The sequence below is a fragment of the Pseudomonas sp. LBUM1653 genome, assembly GCF_059716115.1.
Genome location: NZ_CP166803.1, coordinates 3077663 through 3102758, shown reverse-complemented (window position 1 = coordinate 3102758; position 25096 = coordinate 3077663). Strand labels below are relative to the sequence as shown.

The 25096-nt window shown below is 60.5% G+C and carries 15 protein-coding genes; 4 read left to right on the top strand and 11 right to left on the bottom strand.

Translation table 11 applies throughout. From position 1 onward, the window contains the following. Position 1: 1 nt before the first annotated feature. Positions 2-3343: a maltose alpha-D-glucosyltransferase gene (treS, locus tag ACA054_RS14035; RefSeq protein ID WP_497689921.1), complete on the bottom strand. Its 3342-nt coding sequence runs from the start codon at positions 3341-3343 to the stop codon at positions 2-4. Between the two features lie 134 nt (positions 3344-3477). Beyond that, positions 3478-5472 (bottom strand): alpha-1,4-glucan--maltose-1-phosphate maltosyltransferase, encoded by a 1995-nt coding sequence (locus tag ACA054_RS14030; protein ID WP_497689920.1) that lies wholly within the window; start codon positions 5470-5472, stop codon positions 3478-3480. A gap of 205 nt (positions 5473-5677) precedes the next feature. On the opposite strand from ACA054_RS14030, the gene ACA054_RS14025 reads away from it, so the two are divergent. Further along, positions 5678-5845 carry a hypothetical protein gene (locus ACA054_RS14025; RefSeq protein WP_497689919.1) on the top strand — a complete coding sequence of 56 codons (168 nt, stop codon included), beginning with the start codon at positions 5678-5680 and terminating at the stop codon, positions 5843-5845. Between the two features lie 516 nt (positions 5846-6361). On the opposite strand, the gene ACA054_RS14020 is transcribed toward ACA054_RS14025, so the two are convergent. Beyond that, positions 6362-6865, bottom strand: coding sequence for an MgtC/SapB family protein (locus tag ACA054_RS14020; protein WP_497689918.1), 504 nt, complete (start codon positions 6863-6865; stop codon positions 6362-6364). A gap of 148 nt (positions 6866-7013) precedes the next feature. On the opposite strand from ACA054_RS14020, the gene ACA054_RS14015 reads away from it, so the two are divergent. The 3 genes from ACA054_RS14015 (at position 7014) to mapR (ending at position 10415) form a co-directional block, all read left to right on the top strand. Then, positions 7014-7247, top strand: a complete 234-nt coding sequence (locus ACA054_RS14015; protein ID WP_497689917.1) for a DUF3203 family protein — start codon at positions 7014-7016, stop codon at positions 7245-7247. A gap of 195 nt (positions 7248-7442) precedes the next feature. Next, positions 7443-8873 (top strand): cytochrome c oxidase accessory protein CcoG, encoded by a 1431-nt coding sequence (ccoG, locus tag ACA054_RS14010; protein ID WP_497689916.1) that lies wholly within the window; start codon positions 7443-7445, stop codon positions 8871-8873. Between the two features lie 132 nt (positions 8874-9005). Continuing rightward, positions 9006-10415 carry a GntR family transcriptional regulator MpaR gene (gene mapR, locus ACA054_RS14005; RefSeq protein WP_497689915.1) on the top strand — a complete coding sequence of 470 codons (1410 nt, stop codon included), beginning with the start codon at positions 9006-9008 and terminating at the stop codon, positions 10413-10415. A gap of 124 nt (positions 10416-10539) precedes the next feature. Here mapR and ACA054_RS14000 read toward each other — a convergent pair whose 3' ends face one another. The 8 genes from ACA054_RS14000 to ACA054_RS13965 form a co-directional block, all read right to left on the bottom strand. Next, positions 10540-11286 carry an SDR family oxidoreductase gene (locus tag ACA054_RS14000; protein ID WP_497689914.1) on the bottom strand — a complete coding sequence of 249 codons (747 nt, stop codon included), beginning with the start codon at positions 11284-11286 and terminating at the stop codon, positions 10540-10542. Positions 11287-11378: 92 nt separating this feature from the next. Beyond that, positions 11379-13460 carry a putative bifunctional diguanylate cyclase/phosphodiesterase gene (locus tag ACA054_RS13995; RefSeq protein ID WP_497689913.1) on the bottom strand — a complete coding sequence of 694 codons (2082 nt, stop codon included), beginning with the start codon at positions 13458-13460 and terminating at the stop codon, positions 11379-11381. 454 nt (positions 13461-13914) lie between these two features. Further along, positions 13915-15384, bottom strand: a complete 1470-nt coding sequence (locus ACA054_RS13990) for an efflux transporter outer membrane subunit (RefSeq protein ID WP_497689912.1) — start codon at positions 15382-15384, stop codon at positions 13915-13917. Continuing rightward, positions 15381-18488, bottom strand: coding sequence for an efflux RND transporter permease subunit (locus tag ACA054_RS13985; RefSeq protein ID WP_497689911.1), 3108 nt, complete (start codon positions 18486-18488; stop codon positions 15381-15383). The genes ACA054_RS13990 and ACA054_RS13985 overlap by 4 nt, the downstream gene beginning before the upstream one ends. A 148-nt stretch (positions 18489-18636) precedes the next feature. Beyond that, positions 18637-21732: an MdtB/MuxB family multidrug efflux RND transporter permease subunit gene (locus tag ACA054_RS13980; RefSeq protein ID WP_497689910.1), complete on the bottom strand. Its 3096-nt coding sequence runs from the start codon at positions 21730-21732 to the stop codon at positions 18637-18639. After that, positions 21729-23045 (bottom strand): MdtA/MuxA family multidrug efflux RND transporter periplasmic adaptor subunit, encoded by a 1317-nt coding sequence (locus tag ACA054_RS13975; RefSeq protein WP_497689909.1) that lies wholly within the window; start codon positions 23043-23045, stop codon positions 21729-21731. The genes ACA054_RS13980 and ACA054_RS13975 overlap by 4 nt, the downstream gene beginning before the upstream one ends. 178 nt (positions 23046-23223) lie before the next feature. After that, complete coding sequence (tpx, locus tag ACA054_RS13970) at positions 23224-23724, bottom strand: thiol peroxidase (RefSeq protein WP_056855499.1); 501 nt, start codon at positions 23722-23724, stop codon at positions 23224-23226. A gap of 158 nt (positions 23725-23882) precedes the next feature. Beyond that, positions 23883-24326 (bottom strand): SRPBCC family protein, encoded by a 444-nt coding sequence (locus ACA054_RS13965; protein ID WP_497689908.1) that lies wholly within the window; start codon positions 24324-24326, stop codon positions 23883-23885. Between the last annotated feature and the right edge of the window lie 770 nt (positions 24327-25096).

Here is a 25096-nt window from a genome sequence, read left to right as displayed (position 1 = left end):
ACTACTCTCCACCAAGATCGGAAAAGGGTTTAAGCCCACTCAATAATCCATATAAACCGTGCAACGGCACGGGCAGCCAGGCGGGGCGATTTTCCGCCTCGTAGGCCACTTCATACGCCGCCTTCTCCAGACCGAACAATGCCAATGCGGCATCTTCGCCATCCGGATCTTGCCACGCATGGCCAAGCGTAGCTGCCGCCAGCCGATAAGCGTGGATAAATGCTTGTTTTGCCTCAAACAAATAGCGATCGCCGACCCGCTGGCGAGCGTCCTGGGCATGGGCGGTGTTATCAACGTTATGCACGTTGATGGTCATGGCCGCCGCATAGTCGAAGGAGCGCAGCACTCCACTGACATCCTTGTACGGGCTGTGCTTGCCCCGTCGTTCCGGCAGTGGTCGCGCCGGTTCCCCTTCGAAGTCGATCAGGTACGCATCGCCCTTGATCACCAGTACCTGGCCGAGGTGCAAGTCACCATGCACGCGAATCCGCAGGCCACCCGCGGTCTTTTTGGCCAGTTCCTGGACATGGCTGAGTATGGCCTTTTTATTCTCCAGTAAACGGCTGACCAGGGTTTTGTCCGCCGGGTTCAGTTCATTTTGATGCTGCTTGAGCAACTCCAGCGCATGCTCGATTTGTGCCACAACATCCTTGGCCGTCGCCGACGCATCCTTTTGCGTGGTGATGTGCGGATCAAAGTCAGGGTTTTCGCTCGAAGCCGCCAGCACTTGATGCATTTCACCCAGGCGCTGGCCGAGCATGGAAGCGAAATCCTTCAACTCGCCAAGCGCGTTGTAGTGCTGTTCCTGCTCGGATATGGCGTCTGCGAGTTCGTCGCGCAGCGCCCGCTCCAGGTTGTTCTGGGTCCACTCCCAGGCATCGCCCTGATTGCTCAAGTAGCCCTGGGCGATCATCAGCAGGTTGTCTTCGCCCGCCGCATCCCGGCGCACCACCGCGCCCAACAGCGGCGAAATATTGCCGAAGCCGGCGGCGGTCAGATACGCGCTCATTTCCAGTTCCGGGTGCACGCCCGAGGCGACCTTGCGGATCAGTTTCAACACCAGGCTGTTGCCGACCACCACCGAACTGTTGGATTGCTCTGCGGACAGGTAACGCACATCCGACTCCGCCGTCAAACCCAGTTTGGCGAGCTCGGCCGTGGGTTCGAAACGGATCTCGCCGCCGTCCGAAGGCAACACCGTGTGGTTGTGCATGCCTTGCAACACCGCGCGGATAAAGTTTTCCAGGCTGAAGGCATCGGTGATCAAGCCGACCTGCGGGCCACGGCGCACACGCGACAGGGCCAATTGCTGGGGCAGTGCCGCGCCGACCTGATCTTCTGCAATGAAGCCGAACGGCAGTTGATAGCGGCTGGTCTGGCCGCCGCCGGTGACTTCGATTTCACTCAACAACACCGGATGCTGCGCATCGCCAAAACGCACACCGTAGGCCAGATTGACCTGTTCGATGGCCGCGTCCTTGCCGGCGAACCAGCGGCGGTTCTGCAGCCAGTTCGGCAGGATGCCCTGCTCCAGCGTGGTGCGCGATGGCGCTTCGAGCAACTCTTCCATGCGTTTTTTCAGCACCAGCGTGGTGAAGTCCGGCAGGCTTTGCGCCGGTTCCACGTGCCAGCTCGGCATCTGGTTCTCCGCGGCGAGGCCGAACCAGTAGAAACCGTAGGGCGCCAGGGTCAGGAGGAAACTCAATTGGCCAATGGGTGGAAACGCATTACCGCCGAGCATCTCCACAGGCACCATGCCGACGTACGCCGACAGGTCCAGCTCCACGGCTTGGGCGCTGCGCGAAACATTGGCCACGCACAGAATGATTTCGTGCTTGCCGTCAGGCCCGGTGTATTCGCGGGTATAAGCCAGTACCCGACGATTGCTCGGCGAGAGCATTTTCAAGGTGCCGCGCCCGAACGCCTTGGACTGCTTGCGCACCGTCAACATGCGCCGGGTCCAGTTCAACAGCGAATGCGGATCGCCGGCCTGGGTTTCGACATTGACCGACAGGTAGCCGTATTGCGGGTCCATGATCGGCGGCAGCACCAGGCTGGCCGGGTCGGCGCGGGAAAACCCGCCGTTGCGGTCGATCGACCACTGCATCGGCGTGCGCACACCGTCGCGATCGCCGAGGTAGATGTTGTCGCCCATGCCGATCTCGTCACCGTAGTACAAGGTCGGCGTGCCGGGCATCGACAGCAACAGGCTGTTGAGCAGCTCCACGCGCCGACGATCACGCTCCATCAGCGGCGCCAGCCGCCGGCGAATCCCCAGGTTGATCCGCGCCCGACGGTCGGCCGCGTAGTAATTCCACAGGTAGTCACGCTCCTTGTCGGTGACCATCTCAAGTGTCAGTTCATCGTGGTTGCGCAGGAAAATCGCCCATTGGCAATTGGCCGGGATCTCCGGTGTCTGGCGCAAGATGTCGGTGATCGGAAAACGATCTTCCTGGGCCAGCGCCATGTACATGCGCGGCATCAACGGGAAGTGAAACGCCATGTGGCATTCGTCGCCGTTCAGGCCTTTTTTATCGGTGTCGCCGAAATACAGCTGCGTGTCTTCCGGCCATTGATTGGCCTCGGCCAGCAGCATGCGGTCCGGGTAGTGGGCGTCGATTTCGGCGCGGATCTGCTTGAGGACGTCGTGGGTCTCGGGCAAGTTCTCGTTATTGGTGCCGTCGCGCTCGATCAGGTACGGGATCGCGTCGAGGCGCAATCCGTCGATGCCCATGTCGAGCCAATAGTGCATGACTGACAGCACCGCTTTCATGACTTGCGGGTTGTCGAAATTCAGATCGGGCTGGTGCGAGTAAAAGCGGTGCCAGAAGTATTGGCCGGCCACCGGGTCCCAGGTCCAGTTGGATTTTTCGGTGTCGAGAAAGATGATGCGGGTGCCGTCGTATTTTTGATCGTCATCGGACCACACATAGAAATCTCGCGCGGCCGATCCTTTCTTGGCCTTGCGTGCGCGCTGGAACCACGCGTGCTGGTCTGAGGTGTGGTTGATGACCAGTTCGGTGATCACCCGCAAACCGCGCTTGTGGGCCTCGGCAATAAAGCGTTTCGCGTCGGCCATGGTGCCGTAGTCGCTGTGCACGCCTCGGTATTCGGCGATGTCATAGCCATCGTCGCGGCGTGGCGAGGGGTAGAACGGCAACAGCCAGATGGTGTTGACGCCGAGGTCGGCGATGTAGTCGAGTTTGGCGATCAGGCCAGGAAAATCGCCGATTCCGTCGTTATTGGAATCGAAATAAGATTTGACGTGAACTTGATAGATTACCGCGTCCTTGTACCAGAGCGGGTCCTTGATGAAGGTGGCTGCCTTGGGTTTCTTCGCCATTTGAAACTCCTGTTGAATTCGATGCTGATTCCCCTGTGGGAGCGAGCTTGCTCGCGATGGCGATTGAACATTCAACAGATGTGCTGCCCGCCAAATTGCTATCGCGAGCAAGCTCGCTCCCACAGGTATTGCGTCTAGGGGGTGATCCGCCAGATGCCGAACGGCTGTAGCGCCGGATCGATGCGCATGAACTGGTACTTGCCGTGCCAGGTCCAGCGATGGCCGTTCATCAAGTCCTCGCCCTGGGTGACGGCATCGTCCGGCAAGCCCATTTCCCACAGCGGCAATTCAAAATTCGCCTCCTGGACGTTATGCGGATCAAGGCTGACCGCCACCAGAATGAAATTGCTGCCGTCGGCGCTGCGCTTACCGAAGTACAGAATGTTGTCGTTCCAGGCGTTATAGACCGTAAGGCCCAGATGCGTGTGCAGCGCCGGGTTTTGCCGGCGGATGCGGTTGAGTTGGGCGATCTCGGCAATGATGTTTCCGGGCGCGTTGAAGTCCCTGGGTCGAATCTCGTACTTTTCGGAGTCGAGATATTCCTCCTTGCCTGGAATCGCCGCGGACTCGCACAGTTCAAAGCCGGAATACATGCCCCACAAACCCGAGCCCATGGTCGCTAACGCTGCGCGAATCAGAAAACCGGGGCGACCGGATTCATGCAGGAACGCCGGGTTGATGTCCGGTGTATTGACGAAGAAATTCGGCCGGTAGCATTCGCGCCACGGCGATTCATTGAGTTCGGTCAAGTAGGTGGCCAGTTCCTGCTTGGTGTTGCGCCAGGTGAAGTAGGTGTAGCTCTGGGAGTAACCGACCTTGCCCAGCCGCGCCATCATCGCCGGGGTGGTAAACGCCTCGGCAAGGAAAATCACGTCGGGGTACAACGCCCGCACATCAGCGATGAGCCATTGCCAGAACGGCAACGGTTTGGTGTGCGGATTGTCGACGCGAAACAGCTTCACGCCCTCCAGCACCCATCCCACGACGATATCGCGCAACTCGACCCACAGGCTGGGAATCGCCTCGACGGCATAAAAGTCGACATTGACGATGTCCTGGTATTTTTTCGGCGGGTTTTCCGCGTACTTGATCGTGCCGTCGGGCCGCCAGTTGAACCAGCCCGGATGCTGCTGCAGCCAAGGATGGTCCTGGGAACACTGGATGGCGAAGTCGAGGGCAATTTCCAGTCCGTATTCCGCCGCTGCTGCCACCAGGCGGCGGAAGTCTTCGCGCGTGCCCAGTTGCGAGTGAATCGCCTCATGGCCGCCCTCTTCGCTGCCGATGGCATAGGGGCTGCCCGGATCGTCGGGGCCTGCGCTCAGGGAGTTGTTCGGACCTTTGCGGTAGCTGCGGCCGATCGGGTGGATCGGTGGGAAGTACAACACATCGAAGCCCATGTCCTGGATCATCGGCAGACGTGCATGCACATCGTTGAAAGTACCGTGTCGCGCCGGATCGTCGGTGATCGAACGCGGGAACAGTTCATACCAACTGGCGAACTGCGCCAGCTCACGCTCGACATCGACCGGGTACTCGGGACTGAGGCTCAGGTAAGCGCGATGATCGGCCTGGGCCATGAGTTCGGCACTGCGTTGGTGCAGAAAGAGAGCAACCTGTTCGGTTTCCAGCAGCCCCGACAATTCGTGGTGCAACGCCGCCAATTGCTCGCTCAGTTGTCCTTCCGCGCGTTCGGCGGCTTGCTGCACGTGAAGGCGACCTTCTTGCAGTTCCAGGCTGACAGGAACACCGGCGGTATGTTTTTTCTCCAGTTCATAGCAAAAACTGGCGAACTGATTGATCCACGCCTCGATACAGAAGACATGGCGCCCCTGCGACTGCACGCGAAACTGACCCTGGAAGCCATTGTTGCCCAGCTCGGCCATGACCTCGCTGTGCCAGACCTCATCGCCATCAGCCTGCCAGCGTATCCGCACCGCCAGTTTGTCGTGACCGTCGGCAAATACCTTGCTGGTCACCACCACATCCTGGCCTGCCACGGCTTTGACGGCGAACTGCCCGCCATCGAGGGTCGGCATGGTGTTTTCGATCACGATTCGCGGCAACAACAACGCCTGCGACAGCGGAATGTGCGGGTTGTAGCTCAATTCACCAGGTTTTTCAGCCGTCATCGAGCATCTCTCCTTACGCCCCAAGGACGCTCTTGTGTCCGATTGTCATCCACATCGGTCAGTCCCTCACCGAATGAACTCACTTAGGTTCCGAGCGACAGGCGTCGGGAAAAGTTCATCGGCAATTGGCTGGAATCAAATCCTTTGCGCAGTGGTCAACCAACTTAAGCACGACTCACGCCATGTGCCACTGGAGGTTGCAACAATGAACAATCCTTTCCCGGCTGAAACGCCCGATCCGAACATCGACAACCCGGTGCTACCACCCAGCGAACCCCAGCCTGTGCCAGAGCAGGAACCGCCGGGCAGCAACCCGCCACCCAGGGAAGAGCCACCGACGACGATGCCACCGGTGATTGTGGTTCCTGAATGAAGACAGTAGATCGTTCCCCCCTGCCTCGCTGGGGGAACGATCGAAGGAAGAAACCGAATGACCTTTCCTGCGAGCGCGTAGGACCGGTCCTGAAGTGATTTTTTTTGCCGCTGCGGCGATTTACTAGAGTTTTCCCAAGGCTTTACATAGCGACTACGTCACCCACCTTGAGTACAGCCAGCCATGAACACGTTTTTTAACGTCAGCAGATTCACAGAAACAGCAAGCGCACCGGAAAAAGCGCTTATCCGTGAACCCATCGTCGACGGCTGGCCTCGCTTTGAAAATCTTCAACTACGAATTTCTCTGCTTCCATACCGAACGGAGTCCTCGAGAGGACACTAGAAGTTCAATACTCAAGGAGCTGGATAGTCAGCTACTAGATCGTGACTTCGACTATAGCCAGCATGAGCTCCCCGACTGTAGGAGCGAGCATGCTCGCGATGGACGCGAACGATAACGTTGGTAGCCTGATACCCCGAGGCGTTCTCTGGTTTTTCGCGAGCATGCTCGCTCCTACAGAGGGTCTTTATCTTTATCCAGCATCTTCACGATTCTGGGCATCACGCCAAGAATCACCAACGCCAACAACGTACTCAACACCGCCGTCGCCTCCCTTCCCAACCCGGCGGACACGCCGATGGCGGCGGTCATCCACAAGCCGGCGGCGGTGGTCAGGCCTTTTACGTCGCCTTCATCGCCTTCCTGGTTTTTCAGGATGGTGCCGGCACCGAGGAAGCCGATCCCGGCGATCACACCCTGAACGACCCGACTCATGGCGTCGGCCTGGGAGCCGGACATTTGTGGCACCAGCACGAACAGCGCCGCACCCAGCGCCACCAGCATATGGGTGCGCACGCCTGCGGCCTTGCCCTTATGCTCGCGCTCAAAACCGAGAATGCCGCCCAGCACTGCGGCCATCAGCAGGCGCACGGTGATTCGGGTCAATTGCGAGGCGTCGCCGATGTCGGCGAATTCGGATTGCAGGGTCACCCAGACTTCATGCCACCAGGCGTTCATTGCGAATTCCTTTGTAAAGAGCCTTGTGAAGAGCCTAGTAAAAGGATCATGGAGCATGGGCCTCGCCGACCATTAATCAGTTGCACAGAACGATGGCCGGTGCCGATACCCTAATGCTTCATCAGTCCTGAAAAACAAGGATCACGTCATGACCGTCCGCATCGAGAACGAGGCCTGCTTCTTTATCACCGAAAACGGCGAGGAAATTCGCCTGTGTCCCGATGTGACCATTATCACTGACGGGGACAAAGCCATGTCGGCAGTCGACCTCGATGGCCAACGCATCTACATCACCGAAGCAGAAGCCGACGCTTTGACCGTAGCAGGTGCGGTGGACGGTCGCCGGCATTTGAAGGCCACCGACAGTGATTCGGTGATTTGACTTACCCGGATCAACAAGGTCCGCAAGCGCCTGATATAGGCGCCCAGGTCCCGCCGCGACAGGTGCTTCAACTTGTCGCAGGTAGGGCTTGCGCCCGCATCTGATCCGGTTTTTAAAGCAATACCTGAGTCTGTTATGCAAACAGATCGCCGCTCATAGTGCTCCTGCCTGATGGAGGCTGATGAGCGAAAGACCATGAGCGATAGAATCCCCGTCCGAATCGTAGATAGCGCCCCCCTAGTCAAGACTTTCGAGCCTTCGCGTCCAAAGATGAAGGCCAAGTCCAGCGATAACCTGATCCACACCCGTAGCTTCACCGGCCTGTTCCGTTCCCTGCGCATCAGCGGCGCGGGTTTGCTGTTTCTGTTGTTCTTCGGCACGGTGTGGTTGAACTGGGGTGGCCGCCAGGCGGTGCTGTGGGACCTTTCCGAGAGCAAATTTCATATCTTTGGTGCAACGTTCTGGCCGCAGGACTTCATCCTGCTCTCGGCGCTGCTGATCATTGCCGCGTTCGGCCTGTTTGCGATCACCGTGTTCGCCGGCCGGGTCTGGTGCGGCTACACCTGCCCGCAAAGTTCCTGGACCTGGATCTTCATGTGGTGCGAAAAGATCACCGAAGGCGAACGCAACCAGCGCATCAAACTGCAAGCGGCGCCTTGGGGGCTGAACAAATTGATGCGCCGCTCGGCCAAACACACTTTGTGGCTGGCCATCAGCCTGCTGACCGGTCTGACCTTTGTCGGCTATTTCACGCCGATCCGCCCGCTCGCCGAAGAACTGCTGACCCTGCACATGAGCGGCGCCAGCCTGTTCTGGGTGCTGTTCTTCACCGGTGCCACCTACATCAACGCCGGCTGGCTGCGTGAAGCGGTGTGCATGCACATGTGCCCGTATGCGCGATTCCAGAGCGTGATGTTCGACAAAGATACCCTGACCATTTCCTACGACGTTGCCCGTGGCGAGAACCGCGGCCCACGCAAGCGTGAGATCAAGCCGGCCGAGGTCGGCCTGGGTGACTGCATCGATTGCCAGCTCTGCGTGCAGGTCTGCCCGACCGGCATCGACATTCGCGACGGCTTGCAGATGGAATGCATCGGCTGCGCGGCGTGCATCGACGCCTGTGATTCGATCATGGACAAAATGGGCTACGAGCGCGGGCTGATCAGCTATACCTCGGAGCGCCAGTTGCAAGGCGGCAAGACTCACCTGCTGCGGCCACGATTGATCGGTTACACCGCCGTGCTGCTGGTGATGCTCGTTGCGCTGGTCGTCGCGCTGACGGAACGGCCGATGGTGTCGCTGGACGTGAGCAAGGACCGCGGCCTGTTCCGCGAGAACAGTCAGGGGCAGATTGAAAACATCTACAGCCTCAAGGTCATCAACAAGACCCAGCAACGCCAGGACTACCGCTTGACCCTGGTCGATGGCGATGGCTTCCAGCTGCAGGGCAAGACCGAATTGAGCCTGGCGCCCGGCGAGATTGTCGATGTGCCGGTGTCGGTGGCGATGACCACGGAACAGCCGAGCAGCAGCTCGCAGAGCATCAGCTTCAAGATTGTCGACAGCGATGAGCCGGGCGTTTTCAGCGTCGCGAAGAGCCGGTTTGTTGCGCCAATGAACCGTTGATCCCTTAGACTGCGGTGCTGCTATTCGCGACCAGGCTCGCTCCCACAAGAACAACTCAATTCCTGTGGGAGCGAGCCTGCTCGCGAATGAAGGTGACCCGGTCTACCAGAATGCAATCAATCCGGACCCAAGATGAAACGCTACGAAAAATTCGCCGACGACATCGCTGAACTGATCCGCACCGGCGTCCTCGGGCCCGGCCAGCGCGTGCCGTCGGTGCGCTACGCCAGCCAGACCTATGGGGTCAGTCCGTCCACGGTGTTCCAGGCGTATTACCTGCTTGAGCGTCGCGGCCTGATTCGCGCCCGACCGCGCTCCGGCTACTTCGTCAACGCCCATGCACCACGGCCGTTTTCCGAGCCGGTGATCAGCAGCCAGGTCAATGAATCCACCGAAGTCGACGTCAGCGAACTGGTGTTCTCGGTCCTCGAATCAATCAAGGACCCGAACACCGTAGCCTTCGGCTCGGCGTTCCCCAGCCCGACCCTGTTTCCGCTGCAACGCCTGTCGCGCTCGCTGGCCAGTGCCAGCCGCGAGATGGACCCGCGCATGGTGGTCACCGACATGTCGCCGGGCAATCCGCAACTGCGCCGGCAAATTGCCCTGCGCTACATGGTCGGCGGCCTGATGCTGCCCATGGAAGAGTTGCTGATCACCAACGGCGCGCTGGAAGCACTGAACCTGTGTCTGCAAGCCGTGACGCAACCCGGCGACCTGGTGGCCATCGAAGCCCCGGCGTTCTACGCCTGCCTGCAAGTGCTGGAACGCTTGAAACTCAAGGCCGTGGAAATCCCCGTGCACCCGCGCGACGGCATCGACCTCGGCGTGCTCGCGCAAACCCTGGAACGCCACCCGATCAAGGCCTGCTGGTGCATGACCAGCTTCCAGAACCCCATGGGCGCGACCATGCCCGAAGCGAAAAAACGCGAACTGGTGGAATTGTTGCGCGTCCATCAGGTGCCGTTGATCGAGGACGATGTCTACGCCGAACTTTATTACGGGCAGCAGGCGCCTAAACCGGCTAAAGCGTTCGATACCGAAGGATTGGTGATGCATTGCGGCTCTTTCGCCAAGAGCCTGGCTCCCGGTTACCGCATTGGTTGGGTGGCTGCCGGGCGTTATGCGCAGAAGATTGAGCGGCTGAAACTCATGACATCCCTTTGCGCTTCGATGCCCGCTCAGGCTGCCATTGCCGATTACCTGCAGCACGGCGGTTATGACCGCCATTTGCGCAGACTGCGTTATGCCCTGGAGGAACAGCAAAGCGCCATGCTGTCGGCCATTGCCCGCTATTTCCCGGCGCAGACCCGCGTCAGCCAACCGGCTGGCGGCTACTTCCTCTGGCTGGAATTACCCGAGCAGATGGATTCGTTGAAGTTGTTCCAGATGGCGTTGGCACAGGGCATCAGCATCGCGCCGGGGCCGATTTTTTCGCCCACGCAACGCTTCAGGAATTGTATTCGGTTGAATTACGGCAGCCCGTGGGATGAGGCATCAGAGAAGGCGATGGAGACGTTGGGGCGGATTGTGCGGTCGTTCTGAAGTGTTTTTTGTTGCTTGATAGACCGCTTTCGCGAGCAGGCTCGCTCCCACAGGGTTACGCGGTCACCTGTGGGAGCGAGCCTGCTCGCGAAGGGGGCAGATTCAACGATGAAAATCTGAAGCGCTAACGCCCGCCACCCAAATCGACAAAAGTCCCCGTCGCATAAGACGCCTTGTCCGACAACAACCAGACAATAGCCTCCGCGACTTCATCCGGCCGCCCGCCACGGGCCATCGGAATCGCCGATTCCAGCTTGCTGACCCGATCCGGATCGCCGCTCAGCGCATGGAAATCGGTGTAGATGTAGCCCGGACGCACGGCGTTCACCCGAATCCCCTCACCCGCCACTTCCTTGGACAGGCCAATGGTGAAGGTATCGAGCGCCCCCTTGGAGGCTGCGTAGTCGACGTACTCGTTTGGGGCGCCCAAACGCGCGGCGACCGAGGATACGTTGACAATGCTGCCGCCCTGCCCGCCGTGTTTGGGCGACATGCGCAAGATGGCGTGCTTGGCGCAGAGTACGGGCGCCAACACATTGGTCTTGAGGATTTTGAGGATGCGGAATTCCGACATTTCGTCGACCCGGGACTTTTGCCCCACGGTCCCGGCGTTGTTCACCAGTGCCGTGACTCGACCCAGCTCGCTGTCCACCCGGTTGAACAAGGCGACGACTTCGTCTTCGATGCTGACGTCGGCGCGCACAGCGATGGCTTGGGCACCCAAAGCGCGGACCTGGTCCAGCACCGTTTGCGCCGCCTGTTCATCGGCCAGGAAGTTGATGCAGATCCGATAGCCTTGTTTAGCGGCCAACAGCGCTGTAGCGGCACCGATACCGCGACTTCCGCCAGTGATGACGATGACTTTGTCCATGCAAAATTTCCCTCTTTCAAACCTATGCAGTCGGGGGGAAGAATAACCGCCATTGGCGGATTTTGCATGGCACCGTCATCGGTCCCGCTGGATCAAGCCAGTGCCAATTGCTCGGAGCGGTGAATTTCCTTCATGAAGCGTTCGGCCGGCAACGGGTGCCCCAGCAGATAGCCCTGCAACGAATCGCAACCGAGCTGGGTCAGGAAGTCCTGCTGCGAGTCCGTTTCCACGCCCTCGGCGACGATCCGCAAGCCCAATGCCTGGCCGAGGGCGACAATGGCCGAAACGATGGCGGCGTCATCGCTGTCACGTTCCAGGTCACGCACGAAACCACGGTCGATTTTCAGCTCGTTGGCCGGCAGGCGCTTGAGGTACATCAAGCTCGAGTAGCCGGTACCAAAGTCGTCGATGGACAGGTCAACGCCCATATCCGACAGCTCCTGCAGCACCGTCATGCTGGCATCGGCATCGCTCATGGCCGTGGTTTCAGTGATTTCCAGGGTCAGGCTGTTGGCCGGCAAATGGTGGGTGGCCAGCGCCTTGGCGACGCTCTGCACCAGGCCCACGTGGCAGAACTGCAAGGCCGAGAGGTTAACCGCGATGCGCCAGTTGGTATAGCCGAGCACATACCATTCGCGCATCTGGCGGCAGGCTTCGTTGAGGACCCATTCGCCGATGGGAATGATCAGCCCGGTCTTCTCCGCCAGCTCGATGAATTTGTCCGGCAGCAGCATGCCCTGGGTCGGATGCTCCCAGCGCAACAATGCTTCGGCGCCTACCGGACGGCCGTTATTGGCATCGAATTTGGGCTGGTAGTGCAGGCTGAACTCGTTTTGGTCCACGGCATTGCGCAGGTCCTGCAGCAATTGCAGCTGCTTGCGCGCGTTGCTGTTCATCGAGGCATCGAAGAAGCTGTAGCCGTTCTTGCCCGTACCCTTGGCGTGATACATCGCCGCATCGGCGTTCATCAGCAATTCGTGAGCGGTCTGGCCATTGCCCGGATACAGGGCGATGCCGACGCTGGCGGAGATCTGCAAATCATGCTCGGCCACCCGGAATGAACGGGCGATCAAGCTGACTTGGCGGGCTGCGAGGTTCATCGCGTCGTCCGGCTCGCTCAATTGCACCAGCAGCACGAACTCATCGCCGCCGATGCGCGCCAGGGTGTCCTGGCCACGTAAATCCTCACGCAGGCGCAGGCTGACTTCGCGCAGCAACTGGTCGCCCATATGGTGACCGAAGGCGTCATTGACCGGTTTGAAGCCATCGAGATCGATGAACATCAACGCCACGCAACCACCCTCGGTGTCGACCCTGGACATCCCCTGATCGATGCGGTCGGCCAGCAACACCCGATTCGGCAGGCCGGTCAGCGTGTCGTGCAAGGCCAGTTGGGTCAATTCGCGGTTGGCTTCGGTCAGCGACTGGGCGAGGTTGGCGGTTCGGGCTTCAAGGCGCGCATCGAGGATCGAGGTCAGCAAGGCGATGCTCAATACCGCCAGCGTGGTGATCAGTACCAGGTTGTCGAGGCCGTTGCCGCTCAGGCCATTCACGGATGCGCCGCAAAAACTGCCTGGGGGGAATTGCGCGGCGGCCATGCCGGTGTAGTGCATGCCGACGATGGCAATGCCCATGATCACCGCCGCGCCACCGCGGATCAGGCGCACATACGGTGTGTGCTGGCGCAGGCGGAAGGCAATCCAGAGTGCAGCGCCGGAAGCGCCAACCGCTATGAACAACGAAGCGCTGAACAGCGTCGGGTCGTAATCGATGCCCGGCTGCATGCGCATGGCCGCCATGCCGGTGTAATGCATGGCACTGATCCCGGCGCCCATGACCAGCGCACCGAACGCCAGCTGCCAGGCCGGTAACTGCGCGTGACTGACCAGCCAAAGGGCGAAGCCGCACGACAGGATGCCGATCAACAGCGACAGCAAGGTGATGGAGAGGTCGTAACCCAGGTCGATGGGCAGCTTGAATGCGAGCATGCCGATGAAATGCATCGACCATACACCGATGCCCATGGCAAACGCACCGCCCGCCGTCCAGCAATGCACAGCCCTGCCTTTGGCCGTGGCAATGCGCCCGGTCAGGTCCAGTGCGGTGTATGACGCGAGAATTGCCACACAGAGCGAAATGATGACCAGCGTTGGGGAATAACTACCGATGAGCATGAAGGTGTCTCGCAATCACCCCCGTACTGCTTCCGTTCTCGGAGGTGGAAATCCGGCGATTGTACTGATTCCAAATGAGAACGCACTCACAAAATGAGCAAAAGGCCAGCAACTCGATGAAACGCTTGTTTTAAGGTTTTACATTAACTCCATCGAACCTTCATCTGTAGGAGCGAGCATGCTCGCGATGGAGGTCAACGATGACGCGGGGAGCCTGACGCCCCGCGGCGCTCTCAGGTTTTTCGCGAGCATGCTCGCTCCTACAGGGGTACTTGCCCATCCTGAGCAAAAGGCCAGCAACTCGATGAAACGCTTGTTTTAAGGTTTTACATTAACTCCATCGAACCGAACCGGCACCTGTAGGAGCGAGCATGCTCGCGATGGTCGTTAACGATGACGCGGGCATCCAGACAACCCGCGTTATCGTTGAAGTCCATCGCGAGCATGCTCGCTCCTACAGGGGTACCTGCCCATCCCAGCCGCCGCCCAGCGCGGCAATCAATTGCACACTGGCTATCAAGCGGCTCTGCAACAGGTCCAGGGTGCTGCGTTCATTGCTTAATGCCGCTGCCTGGACCACCACCACATCCAGGTAAGCGATCACCCCCGCCTTGTACTGGTTCTGGGTCAGGCGTAACGATTCACGGGCCGCGTCCAGCGCCTGTTGTCGCACCACGGCTTCGTCCTGCAGCACCTTGAGCTGGACCAGATAGTTCTCCACCTCGCGGAAGCCGTCGAGTACGGTCTGGCGGTATTTGGCCACGGTTTCGTCGTAGGCCGCTTCGCTGCGGTCCACTTCCGCCGAACGCTGCCCGCCGTCGAACAGGGTCATGGCCAGTTGCGGGCCGACCGACCAGAATCGGTTCGGCAGGCTGAACAAATCTTTGGACGTACTGCTGCTGTAGCCCCCGTTCAGGCTCAAGGTCAGGTCCGGGTAATAAGCGGCCTTGGCCACGCCGATGTTGGCGTTGGCGGCAATGACCGAGCGTTCCGCCGAGGCAATGTCAGGGCGGCGTTCCAGCAGTTGCGAAGGCAGGCTCAGTGGCACCTCTGGCAAGGCCGGGATGGTCTGGGTTTCCGCCAGGCTGAACTCGGACGGTGGCAAGCCGATCAGCACGGCGATGGCGTTTTCCAACTGGGCACGTTGCCAGATCAGATCGACCATGTCCGCCTCGGTGCCCTTGAGTTGCGTCTGTGCCTGGGCCACCGCGTCCTTGCCGGAAACCCCGGCACGGTACTGGTTTTCGGTCATTTTCAGCGAACGCTGGTAGGCTTCGACGGTCGCTTCAAGCAAGCGTTTCTGCTCGTCGATCACCCGCAATTGCAGGTAGTTCTGCACCAGTTCCGACTGCTGGCTCAGGCGCATCGCCGCCAGGTCGGCAAAACTCGCTTGGGCATTGGCGGTGTCGGCTTCAAGACCGCGGCGCAATTTGCCCCAGACATCGGCTTCCCAACTGACCCCGGCCTGGGCGGTGTAGGTGTCGCGGATACCGCTGGACGAACTGGTCAGGCTGGAACTGCTGCTGCCGGTGCCCTGGCTGGAGCGGTTTTTTCCCAGTGTCAGGTCCACCGTCGGAAAAAACGCGCCCCGGGCGCTGCGTACCAAGGCCTGGGCCTGGCGATACTGGGCTTCGGACTGGGCAACGGTCTGGTTGGCGCTGTTGAGTTTCTCGATCAAGCCATTGAGTTGCTGATCGCCGTACAGCTCCCACCACGCACCGCGGGCCAGGGAATCGCTCGGATTGGCCTGACGCCAGCCAGCCGCCTCCTTGTACTGCGCAGGCTCAGCGGTTTGCGGGCGCTGGTAATCCGGGCCGATGGCGCAGGCACTGAGCAGCGCCACGCACAGCGACAGGCTCAGCAACCGCGAGCCGCGGGCGCTGATCAGTGGTTTAGCCAGGTTGAACAGCGAACGGTCAGTCATAGCGGAGTTTCCAGAGCAGCATCGGTACGCACTCCACGCCAGTGGTTGAATCGATGGCGCAGTTTGTCGAGATAGAGGTAGACCACCGGGGTGGTGTAAAGGGTCAGCACCTGGCTGAAGATCAGCCCGCCGATGATGGTCAGGCCCAGCGGCTGGCGCATTTCCGCCCCTTCGGCGCGGCTCAGCAACAGTGGCAAGGCGCCGAGGATCGCGGCCAGGGTGGTCATCAGGATCGGCCGCAAACGTTGCAGGCAGGCGTTGCGGATCGACTCCAGCGGAGCCATGCCCTGATGGCGCTCGAGCTGCAACGCCAGGTCGATCATGAGGATGGCGTTCTTTTTCACCACGCCGATCAGCAGGAACAGGCCCAGCAATGAGATCAGGCTGAACTCACCGCCCAGGGCATAAATCGACAGCAGCGCGCCGACACCCGCCGAAGGCAAGGTCGAGAGAATGGTCAGCGGATGAATGTAGCTTTCATACAGCACGCCCAGCACCAGGTACACCGCCACCAACGCGCCAAGGATCATCCACGGCTGGCTCTTCTGGGTCGCGGCAAAGGCGTCGGTGGTACCGGCCATTTTCGCGATGACGTCTTCCGGCAGACCCACGGAGGCTATCGCCCGCTCGATGGCGGCACTGCCCTGCTCCACGGTCACGCCTTCGGCCATGTCGAAGGCAATGCTTTCCGAGGCGAACTGGCCTTCATGGCTGACCCGATCGTCTGCCAGGCTGTTCTCGTAATGGGCGATGGTCGACAGCGGAATCCGCGCGCCGTCCGCGGTGATCACCTGCACCTGCTTGAGCGTGATCGGGTCCTGGGCATACTTCGGATTGACCTCCATCACCACCTGATACTGGTTGAGGCTGTCGTAGATGGTCGAAATCTGCCGCTGGGCGTAGGCGTTGTTGAGCACCGCCGTGACCATGTCCATGTCCACGCCCAGGCGTTTGGCCTGGTCGCGATCGACGATCAGCGTCACCTGCTGGGCGCCCCGGCCTTCCCGGGCATCGATCGCGGTCAGTTCCGGCAGCGCCTTGAGTGCGGTCACCACTTTCGGATACCACTCGCGCAGCGCTCCCAGGTCACCGCTTTGCAGGATGTAGGAATACTGCGACGAGGTCTGTTCGCGACCACCGCCGAACTGCAGGTCCTGGTCGGCCATCAGCATCAGTTGTGCGCCGGCGACCTTGGGCATTTCCTTGCGCAGGCGTTCGATGACCTTTTGCGCGGAAATACTGCGCTCCTTGATCGGTTTCAGGCGCACCAGCATGAACGCGTTGTTGGTACCGTTGCTGCCACCAATGAAACCGGCGACGCTTTCCACCGCTTCGTCCTTGAGCACGGCGCGGCGAAAGATCTCCATTTTTGGCTGCATCACGCTGAACGAAAGACCGTCGTCGCCACGCACGAAACCGATCAGCTGGCCGGTGTCTTGCTGCGGAAGAAATGTTTTAGGAACAACGACATACAGCGCAACGTTAACGCCAATTGTCACGAACAAGCTGAGCAGTGTCAGGCGCCGGTGGCGCAGCACCCAATCGAGGCTGGTGGCGTATTTGCCGACCATCCATTCGTTGGCCCGCTGACTCCAGCGTTGCAGGCGGTTTTCCTGGCCTGGCGTGTGCGGCTTGAGCCAGCGGGCACAGAGCATCGGCGTCAACGTCAGCGAGACCACCAGCGACACCACGATGGCCGCCGCCAGGGTGATGGAGAATTCGCGGAACAGGCTCTCGATGATCCCGCCCATGAACAGGATCGACAGGAACACCGCCACCAGCGACACGTTCATCGACAGCAAGGTGAAGCCGACTTCCTGGGCGCCGAGGTACGCCGCCTTCATCGGTCGCACACCCGCATCGATGTGCCGGGAGATGTTCTCCAGCACCACGATGGCATCGTCCACCACCAGCCCGGTGGCCAGGATCAATGCCATCAGCGACAGGTTGTTCAGCGAGAAACCGTAGAGGTACATCACGGCAAAGGTGCCGACCAGCGACACCGGCACCGCCAGGGTCGGGATCAGCGAGGCACGGAAGTTACCGAGGAACAGGAACACCACCAGTATCACCAGCGCCACGGCGATCAGCAGGGTCATTTCCGCTTCGTGCAGCGTGGCCTTGATCACTGGCGAGCGGTCCATGGCCAGGTTCAGTTTGACGCTGGCCGGCAGCACGGCCTGCAACGCCGGCAACTGAGCCTTGATCTCGTTGACTGTCTCAATGATGTTGGCGCCGGCCTGGCGGTTGATCACCAGCAGCACCGCCGAATCGTCGTTGAAGAAACCGCTGTTATAGCGGTCCTCGACACCGTCGCTGACCTTGGCCACATCCTTCAACCGCAGGGCTGCGCCGTCCGCGTAGTGGATGATCAGCGACTCGTAGTCCTTGGCTTTTTCCAATTGATCGTTAGCCTGCACCTGCCACAAGCGCTGGCCGTCTTCGACCGAGCCCTTGGGCCGGCGCACGTTGGCATTGGCAATGGTGTTGCGCACATCGTCCAGGGCCACGCCGTACTGGTTGAGCGCCTGGGGTTCGAGTTCGATGCGCACCGCTGGCAGGGAGCTGCCGCCGATCTGCACTTCGCCGACGCCCTGCACTTGCGACAGGCTCTGGGACAGGATGGTCGACGCCAAGTCATAGAGCTGGCCTTTTTCGAGCACGTCCGACGTCAGCGACAGCACCATGATCGGTGCCTGGGACGGGTTGACCTTCTTGTAGGTCGGCATGCTGCGCATGCCGCTGGGCAGCAGGTTGCGCGAGGCGTTGATCGCCGCCTGCACTTCCCGCGCCGCGCCGTTGATGTCGCGGTCCAGGTCAAATTGCAGAATGACCCGGGTCGAGCCCTGGCTGGAGCGGCTGCTCATGGTGTTGACCCCGGCGATGGCGCCGAAGGAGCGTTCCAGCGGCGTAGCCACCGTCGATGCCATGACCTCGGGGCTGGCACCGGGCAGGCTGGCCTGCACCACAATCACCGGGAAGTCCATTTGCGGCAGCGGGGACACCGGCAACAAGCCGAAGCTGACCCCGCCCAGCAACATGATCGCCAGGCTCAGCAGCATCGTCGCGACCGGGCGCTTGATGAAAGGTCCGGAGAGGTTCATCTATCACGGCTCCCGGTAACAACCTGCGAGCACTGTTGCTCCTCTGTGGGAGCGAGCTTGCTCGCGATAGCGGTGGGTCGGCCAGCGATGATGTTGAATGTACGGGCCTCATCGCGAGCAAGCTCGCTCCCACAGGTTGTGCATGCCGTCATACCGCCGCCTCCTGAGCGTCGGATTTTCCAAAGCGCCGACCGAGACGGTCGAAATACAAGTAGATTACCGGTGTGGTAAACAGCGTCAGCACCTGACTCAACAGCAAGCCGCCGACCATCACCAGACCCAGCGGTTGACGCAATTCCGCGCCGGAACCAGTGGCCAGCATCAACGGTACCGCACCGAACAAGGCCGCCAGGGTGGTCATCAGGATCGGCCGGAAACGCAGGAGGGCCGCCTGATAGATCGCCGTTTCAGGGTCCATGCCCTGATTGCGTTCGGCGTCGAGGGCGAAGTCGATCATCATGATCGCGTTCTTCTTCACGATGCCGATCAGCAGAATGATGCCGATGATCGCGATCATCCCCAGGTCATTGCCACTGAGGATCAACGCCAGCAAGGCGCCGACCGCCGCCGAGGGCAAGGTCGATAGAATGGTGATCGGGTGGATGTAGCTCTCGTAGAGCACGCCCAGCACGATGTACATGGTCACCACCGCCGCCAGAATCAGCAGCAAGGTGCTCGACAGCGACGCCTGGAACGCTTCGGCCGCGCCCTGGAACTGGGTCTGCACGCCAATCGGCATGCCGATGTCCTGCTGCACCTGCTCGATGATCTCTACCGCATGCCCCAGCGCCACGCCGGGCGCCAGGTTGAACGACATCATCACCGCCGGGAACTGGCCGATGTGGGTGATCGCCAGTTGCGCCTGGCGCTCTTCGATGTGCGCCAGGCTGGACAGGCGCACCTGCCCGCCATCGGTGGTCTTGACGTGGATCTGGTCCAGCGCCTGCGGGCCGATCTTCTCGCCGGATTGCGATTGCAACACCACGCGGTATTGGCTGGCCTGGGTGTAGATGGTGGAAATTTGCCGCTGACCGAAGGCGTCGTATAGCGCGTCGGTGATGTTCGACACCGACACCCCGACCCGCGACGCGGCGTCGCGATCGATCACCAGATAGACCTGCAAGCCTTTATCCTGCAAGTCGCTGGCGACATCGGTCAGTTCCGGCCGCTGGGCCAGCGCTTCGACCAGGCGCCCGCTCCACAGGCTGAGCAGCTCGGAATCCGGCGACGACATGCTGAACTGGTACTGCGTACGGCTGACCCGATCTTCGATGGTCAGGTCCTGCACCGGTTGCATGAACAGGCGAATGCCGACCAGTTTGTCCAGCTCCGGCTGCAAGCGAGCGATCACTTGCGTCGCGCTCAGGTCTCGGTCGCTGTGGGATTTGAGGTTGATCAGCAGTCGGCCGCTGTTGAGCGTGGAGTTGTCGCCATCGACGCCGATGTAGGACGACAGGCTCTCGACTGCCGGATCAGCCAGGATCACCTTGGCCAGCTCCTGCTGACGTTCGCTCATCGCCGCGAACGAAATTGACTGCGGTGCCTCGGAAATGCCCTGGATCACCCCGGTGTCCTGCACCGGGAAAAAGCCCTTGGGCACGACCATGTACAGGAACACCGTCAACGCCAGGGTGCCGATAGCCACCAGCAGCGTCAGGGGTTGATGCTTGAGAACCCACTTTAACTTGCGCCCGTAAGCCGCGATCATCCAATCAATTGCCGCGCCACTGGCGCGATAGAAACGGCCCTGCTCATCTTCCTTCGGCTCACGTTTAAGCAGCCGCGCGCACATCATCGGCGTCAGGGTCAGGGACACCACCAGGGAAATCAGGATTGCCACCGCCAGGGTGATGGCGAATTCGCGGAACAGCCGCCCCACCACGTCGGCCATGAACAGCAGCGGGATCAGTACGGCGATCAGCGACAGGGTCAGGGAGATCAGGGTGAAGCCGATCTGCTTGGCGCCCTTGAGCGCCGCGTTCAATGGACTGTCGCCCTCTTCGATAAACCGGGAAATGTTCTCCAGCATCACGATCGCATCGTCCACCACGAAGCCGGTGGCGATGGTCAGGGCCATCAGGGTCAGGTTGTTGACCGAAAAGCCGGCCAAGTACATCACACCGAAGGTGCCGATCAGCGACAGCGGCACGGCCACCGACGGAATGATCGTGGCACTGGCCCGGCGCAGGAACAGGAAGGTGACCATCACCACCAGGGCGATGGCGATCAGCAATTCGTGCTGTACGTCCGTGACCGAGGCGCGGATGGTCTGGGTGCGGTCGGTCAGCACCGTGACGTCAAGGCCGGCCGGCAGGTTGTCGGTGATGCTCGGCAGCAAGGCCTTGATCCGGTCAACCACTTCGATGACGTTGGCCCCGGGCTGACGCTGGATGTTCAGCAGTACCGCCTGGTTTTCGTTGGCCCAGGCCGCCAGACGCTCGTTCTCTGCACCGTCAACGATTTCCGCCACGTCCTTGAGCCGCAACGGCGCACCGTTGGCGTAGGCCAGGATCAGGTTGGCGTAGTCCTTGGGCGAGGTCAGTTGATCGTTTGCATCGAGCATCGAGACCCGGGTCGGGCCGTCGAAGTTGCCCTTCGGCTGGTTGACGTTGGACGCGCCGATCAAGGTACGTACGTCCGCCAGGTTCAGGCCGTTGGCTGCCAGGGCTTCGGGGTTGACCTTGATCCGCACGGCCTGACGCTGGCCACCGGCAATGCTGACCATGCCGACGCCGCTGATCTGGGCGATTTTCTGCGCCATGCGGGTGTCGACCAGGTCATTGAGCTTGGGCAGCAGCATGGTCTTGGAGGTGATGGCAAGGGTCAGCACCGGCGTGTCGGCCGGATTGACCTTGTTGTACACCGGCGGTGCCGGCAAATCCTTGGGCAACAGGTTGGTCGCGGCATTGATCGCGGCCTGCACCTGCTGTTCGGCGACGTCCATGTTGATGTCGAGGCTGAAACGCAGGGTCAGCACCGAGGCGCCGCCGGAGCTGGTGGACGCCATCTGGGTCAGGCCGGGCATCTGCCCGAACTGTCGCTCGAGCGGCGCGGTGACGGCGCTGGTCATGACATCCGGGCTGGCGCCAGGATAGAGGGTCATGACGCGAATGGTCGGGTAATCGACCTGAGGCAAGGCCGACACCGGCAGCAAGCGATAGGCGATCACGCCGGCCAGGATAATGGCCAGCATGCTCAGGGTGGTCGCTACCGGGCGAAGGATGAACAGCCGCGAGAGATTCATGCGCCGCCCTTTTTCGCCTTGTCGGCAGAGGCCGGTTCAGCGGTGTTGGTCGCCGATCCGCCTTGCAGATGGCCAGCGGGACTGGTCGGCACTTGCTGCGGGTCGTTCACCACCTCCACGTCGCTGCCGTCCTTCAAGCGGTCGGTGCCCTCCAGTACCACGCGATCACCGGCGCTGAGGCCTTCGGTGACTACAGTGTTTTCGCCATCACTGGCGCCGATTTTCAACTGACGAATCTTGACCTTCTTGTCGCCGTCCAGGGCATAGACGAACGTGCCGTTGGTGCCGAACTGGATCGCCGCCGATGGCGCAAGCACCACGCCTTTGAGGGTGTCCGCCAGCAGGCGCACATTGACGAACTGATTGGGGAACAGCGACTGGTCGCGGTTTTCGTAACGCGCCTTGAATTTCAGGGTGCCGGTAGTGACGTCGATCTGGTTGTCCAGGCTCTGCAGCACGCCGGTGGCTTGCAGCTTGGTATCGCCACGGTCCCAGGCCTCGGCCGGCAGCTTCGCCCCACTGCGATAACGCGCCAGTACTACGTCGAGGCTGTTCTCCGGCAAGGTGAAAGCCACGCTGATCGGTTGAGTCTGGGTGATGATTGCCAGCGCCGTGGTGTCGTTGGCTGCCACCAGGTTGCCGACGTCCAGCTGGCGCAGACCGACGCGTCCGGCGATGGGTGCGCGGATCTTGGTGAATTCGAGATTGAGCTTGGCGTCGTTGACCGCCGCCTGATTGGTCTTGACCGTGCCCTGGAACTGACCGACCAGCGCTACGGCGGTGTCCAGGGTTTGCTTGGCGATGCTGTCCTCACGGTACAGGCCGGTATAACGCTCGACATCCACCTGGGCATTCTTCAACTGCGCCTGATTCTGCAGCAAGGTGCCCTCAGCCTGGAGCAAGGCGTTCTGGTAAGGGCGTGGGTCAATTTCAGCCAGCAAATCGCCCGCCTTGACCATCTGCCCTTCCTCGAAATGGATCTTCATCAGTTCACCGCCGACGCGGCTGCGAACATTAATGGTGTTCAACGCGGTCACCGTGCCCAGCGCCTTGTAGTACAGCGGGAAGTCACCCTTGACCGCCGGCGCGACACGTACCGGAACCGGACCAGACGCGCCGCCGAACCCCGGCCGCATCCCGCCTGGCCTGCCGGAATGCCCGGCCACGGCTTTTTGCCCCGCGCCCTCTTTCGGCGCAGCGCTGCCGGGCCAGAATTTCCAGCACAGGGCGGCGATGACCAACAGGACAAGCAGGCCAAACAGCCAGCGACGAGGACTACGGGAAGCAGAGGATTGCATTGAGTGATCAACCATTGGGCGCGTGGGCTTGTTTTACATGAGGCTGAACGATAAGCACTGGCGGGTCTTAAGCAAAGCGCCTTTACCGGCAATTTACCTTCGGCTTACGTAACAGGAGATATATCCAAGACACTGAAACACAAATGAAAACGGCCTGGACAGGGCCAGGCCGTTAACAATTGTAATGGTTTACTTACTTCAGAGCGGCGAGCGCTGCTTCGTAGTTCGGCTCTTCAGCGATTTCCTTGACCAGTTCGCTGTGCAGCACGTTGTCGTTCTCGTCCAGAACCACCACGGCACGGGCGGTCAGGCCTTTCAGCGGGCCGTCAGCAATGGCAACGCCGTAGTTCTCGATGAACTCGGCACCGCGCAGGGTCGACAGGTTTTGTACGTTTTCCAGGCCTTCGGCGCCACAGAAGCGGGCTTGGGCGAACGGCAGGTCAGCGGAGATGCACAACACAACAGTGTTGGCGACATCGTTGGCCTGGGCATTGAACTTGCGCACGGAAGTGGCGCAGGTAGGGGTGTCGACGCTTGGGAAGATGTTCAGCACTTTGCGCTTGCCGGCGAAGTCTTTCAGGGTGACGTCGGACAGATTGCCGGCAACCAGGGAAAAGGCTGGCGCCTTGGAACCGGCTTGAGGCAGTTGGCCGTTGACTTGAACCGGGTTGCCTTTAAGAGTGACTTGAGCCATGAACGGAGTCCTTCTGAACGTTGGTGTGAAGAATTTTGAAGAGGCAGAAGTTAACCACGAAATGGTCCGGTGACCTATGGGTGGATACAAATTGTGATAGGTCAGCAGAACGTGGATACAACTCTTGCAAGCGACAAACACCCTGTGAGATGGCGGTATTACTCGAGCAACTTCAGCATATTGCGATGCCGCGCCTCGAAAATTCGGCGCATATAGGCGTTGACTATCAACCATTCCAACGCCGCGCCGCCGATGGCTGCATAAGTCACCCTGTCGGTGTACAGCGTACCGCCCTCTCCCACCGCCACCCGGTGTTCATGACGAAAGGTAGCCATCGGGCCTTTGAGCATTTCGTCGATGAAATGTGAGCTGCTGACTTCACGAATCACCACCGTCCAGTTCGCTGGAATCACATTGAACATCCAGTGTCGAAACCGGAACTGCCGCCCGGGCTCGATGCGCAGGTCGTTCAGGTCGAGATCGCCCAGCGGCGTGATGCGCTCGGGAAAGATCTTCGGGAAGTTGCCGCCTTCAAGACAGAAGTCGAGAACTTCTTTGGGCGTGCGATCGGGAATTAGCGTGACGAGTTCCAGAACGGGCATAGACGACGGCATTCCATTGACCAGGAAACCTGCAGACTACCTCAAGCTAAAGCTCCGAACATCCTACTGCGGCAGCTCAGGGGGAAATGCGAACGGCTCCCGATCAGGCCGGCCGGTCGGCCGCCTCGCTTTTGCTTTGGCCTTTGATCTTCTTACCCCCTCACGCCCTGAGCCTGTCCGTCAACTTGTGACTACCTCCATCGGCGCCTCTATCAACGTTGATCCGCGCCGCGCTGGGCCATCCCTGGCCCAGCGCGGCTAAACCGGCGTCCTGCCGGTTTACCCACTACGCAATGCCTGCGTTCGGCCATCGTGGATTAACGGGGCGCCCAGATCAAAAACAAAAGCGAGGCGGCCTGACAGCCGACCCGAGTTTTACGGCTGTACCTGATCCCCTGTGGGAGCGAGCTTGCTCGCGATGGACGTCAACGATAACGCGCCCTGTCTGGATGATCGCGTTGTCTGGACGTTCATCGCGAGCAAGCTCGCTCCCACAGGGGAATGCGGACAGACCTGCAATCAGGTCGGCTGTCAGGCCGCCTCGCGTTTGCTTTGGCTTTTGATTTTCTTGCCCCCTCGAGAGGCCGAGTGGAGGTTCTGCGCAGTGGGTAAACCGGCATGGATGCCGGTTTAGCCGCGCTGGGCCAAGGATGGCCCAGCGCGGCGGGCCCACGGAGCAGGACCGGAGCGAGGGCATGCCGAGCCACAGCGAGGCACCGAACGCCAGGGGCAAGAGCCCTTGGTTACTTGGGGCTTTTCCAAGTGACTCG

What these genes read in the sequence shown, in the direction of transcription:
- treS (WP_497689921.1), bottom strand. Translation starts at nt 3,343, where the DNA reads ATGGCGAAGAAACCCAAGGCAGCCACCTTCATCAAGGACCCGCTCTGG.
- ACA054_RS14030 (WP_497689920.1), bottom strand. Translation starts at nt 5,472, where the DNA reads ATGACGGCTGAAAAACCTGGTGAATTGAGCTACAACCCGCACATTCCG.
- ACA054_RS14025 (WP_497689919.1), top strand. Translation starts at nt 5,678, where the DNA reads ATGAACAATCCTTTCCCGGCTGAAACGCCCGATCCGAACATCGACAAC.
- ACA054_RS14020 (WP_497689918.1), bottom strand. Translation starts at nt 6,865, where the DNA reads ATGAACGCCTGGTGGCATGAAGTCTGGGTGACCCTGCAATCCGAATTC.
- ACA054_RS14015 (WP_497689917.1), top strand. Translation starts at nt 7,014, where the DNA reads ATGACCGTCCGCATCGAGAACGAGGCCTGCTTCTTTATCACCGAAAAC.
- ccoG (WP_497689916.1), top strand. Translation starts at nt 7,443, where the DNA reads ATGAGCGATAGAATCCCCGTCCGAATCGTAGATAGCGCCCCCCTAGTC.
- mapR (WP_497689915.1), top strand. Translation starts at nt 9,006, where the DNA reads ATGAAACGCTACGAAAAATTCGCCGACGACATCGCTGAACTGATCCGC.
- ACA054_RS14000 (WP_497689914.1), bottom strand. Translation starts at nt 11,286, where the DNA reads ATGGACAAAGTCATCGTCATCACTGGCGGAAGTCGCGGTATCGGTGCC.
- ACA054_RS13995 (WP_497689913.1), bottom strand. Translation starts at nt 13,460, where the DNA reads ATGCTCATCGGTAGTTATTCCCCAACGCTGGTCATCATTTCGCTCTGT.
- ACA054_RS13990 (WP_497689912.1), bottom strand. Translation starts at nt 15,384, where the DNA reads ATGACTGACCGTTCGCTGTTCAACCTGGCTAAACCACTGATCAGCGCC.
- ACA054_RS13985 (WP_497689911.1), bottom strand. Translation starts at nt 18,488, where the DNA reads ATGAACCTCTCCGGACCTTTCATCAAGCGCCCGGTCGCGACGATGCTG.
- ACA054_RS13980 (WP_497689910.1), bottom strand. Translation starts at nt 21,732, where the DNA reads ATGAATCTCTCGCGGCTGTTCATCCTTCGCCCGGTAGCGACCACCCTG.
- ACA054_RS13975 (WP_497689909.1), bottom strand. Translation starts at nt 23,045, where the DNA reads ATGGTTGATCACTCAATGCAATCCTCTGCTTCCCGTAGTCCTCGTCGC.
- tpx (WP_056855499.1), bottom strand. Translation starts at nt 23,724, where the DNA reads ATGGCTCAAGTCACTCTTAAAGGCAACCCGGTTCAAGTCAACGGCCAA.
- ACA054_RS13965 (WP_497689908.1), bottom strand. Translation starts at nt 24,326, where the DNA reads ATGCCCGTTCTGGAACTCGTCACGCTAATTCCCGATCGCACGCCCAAA.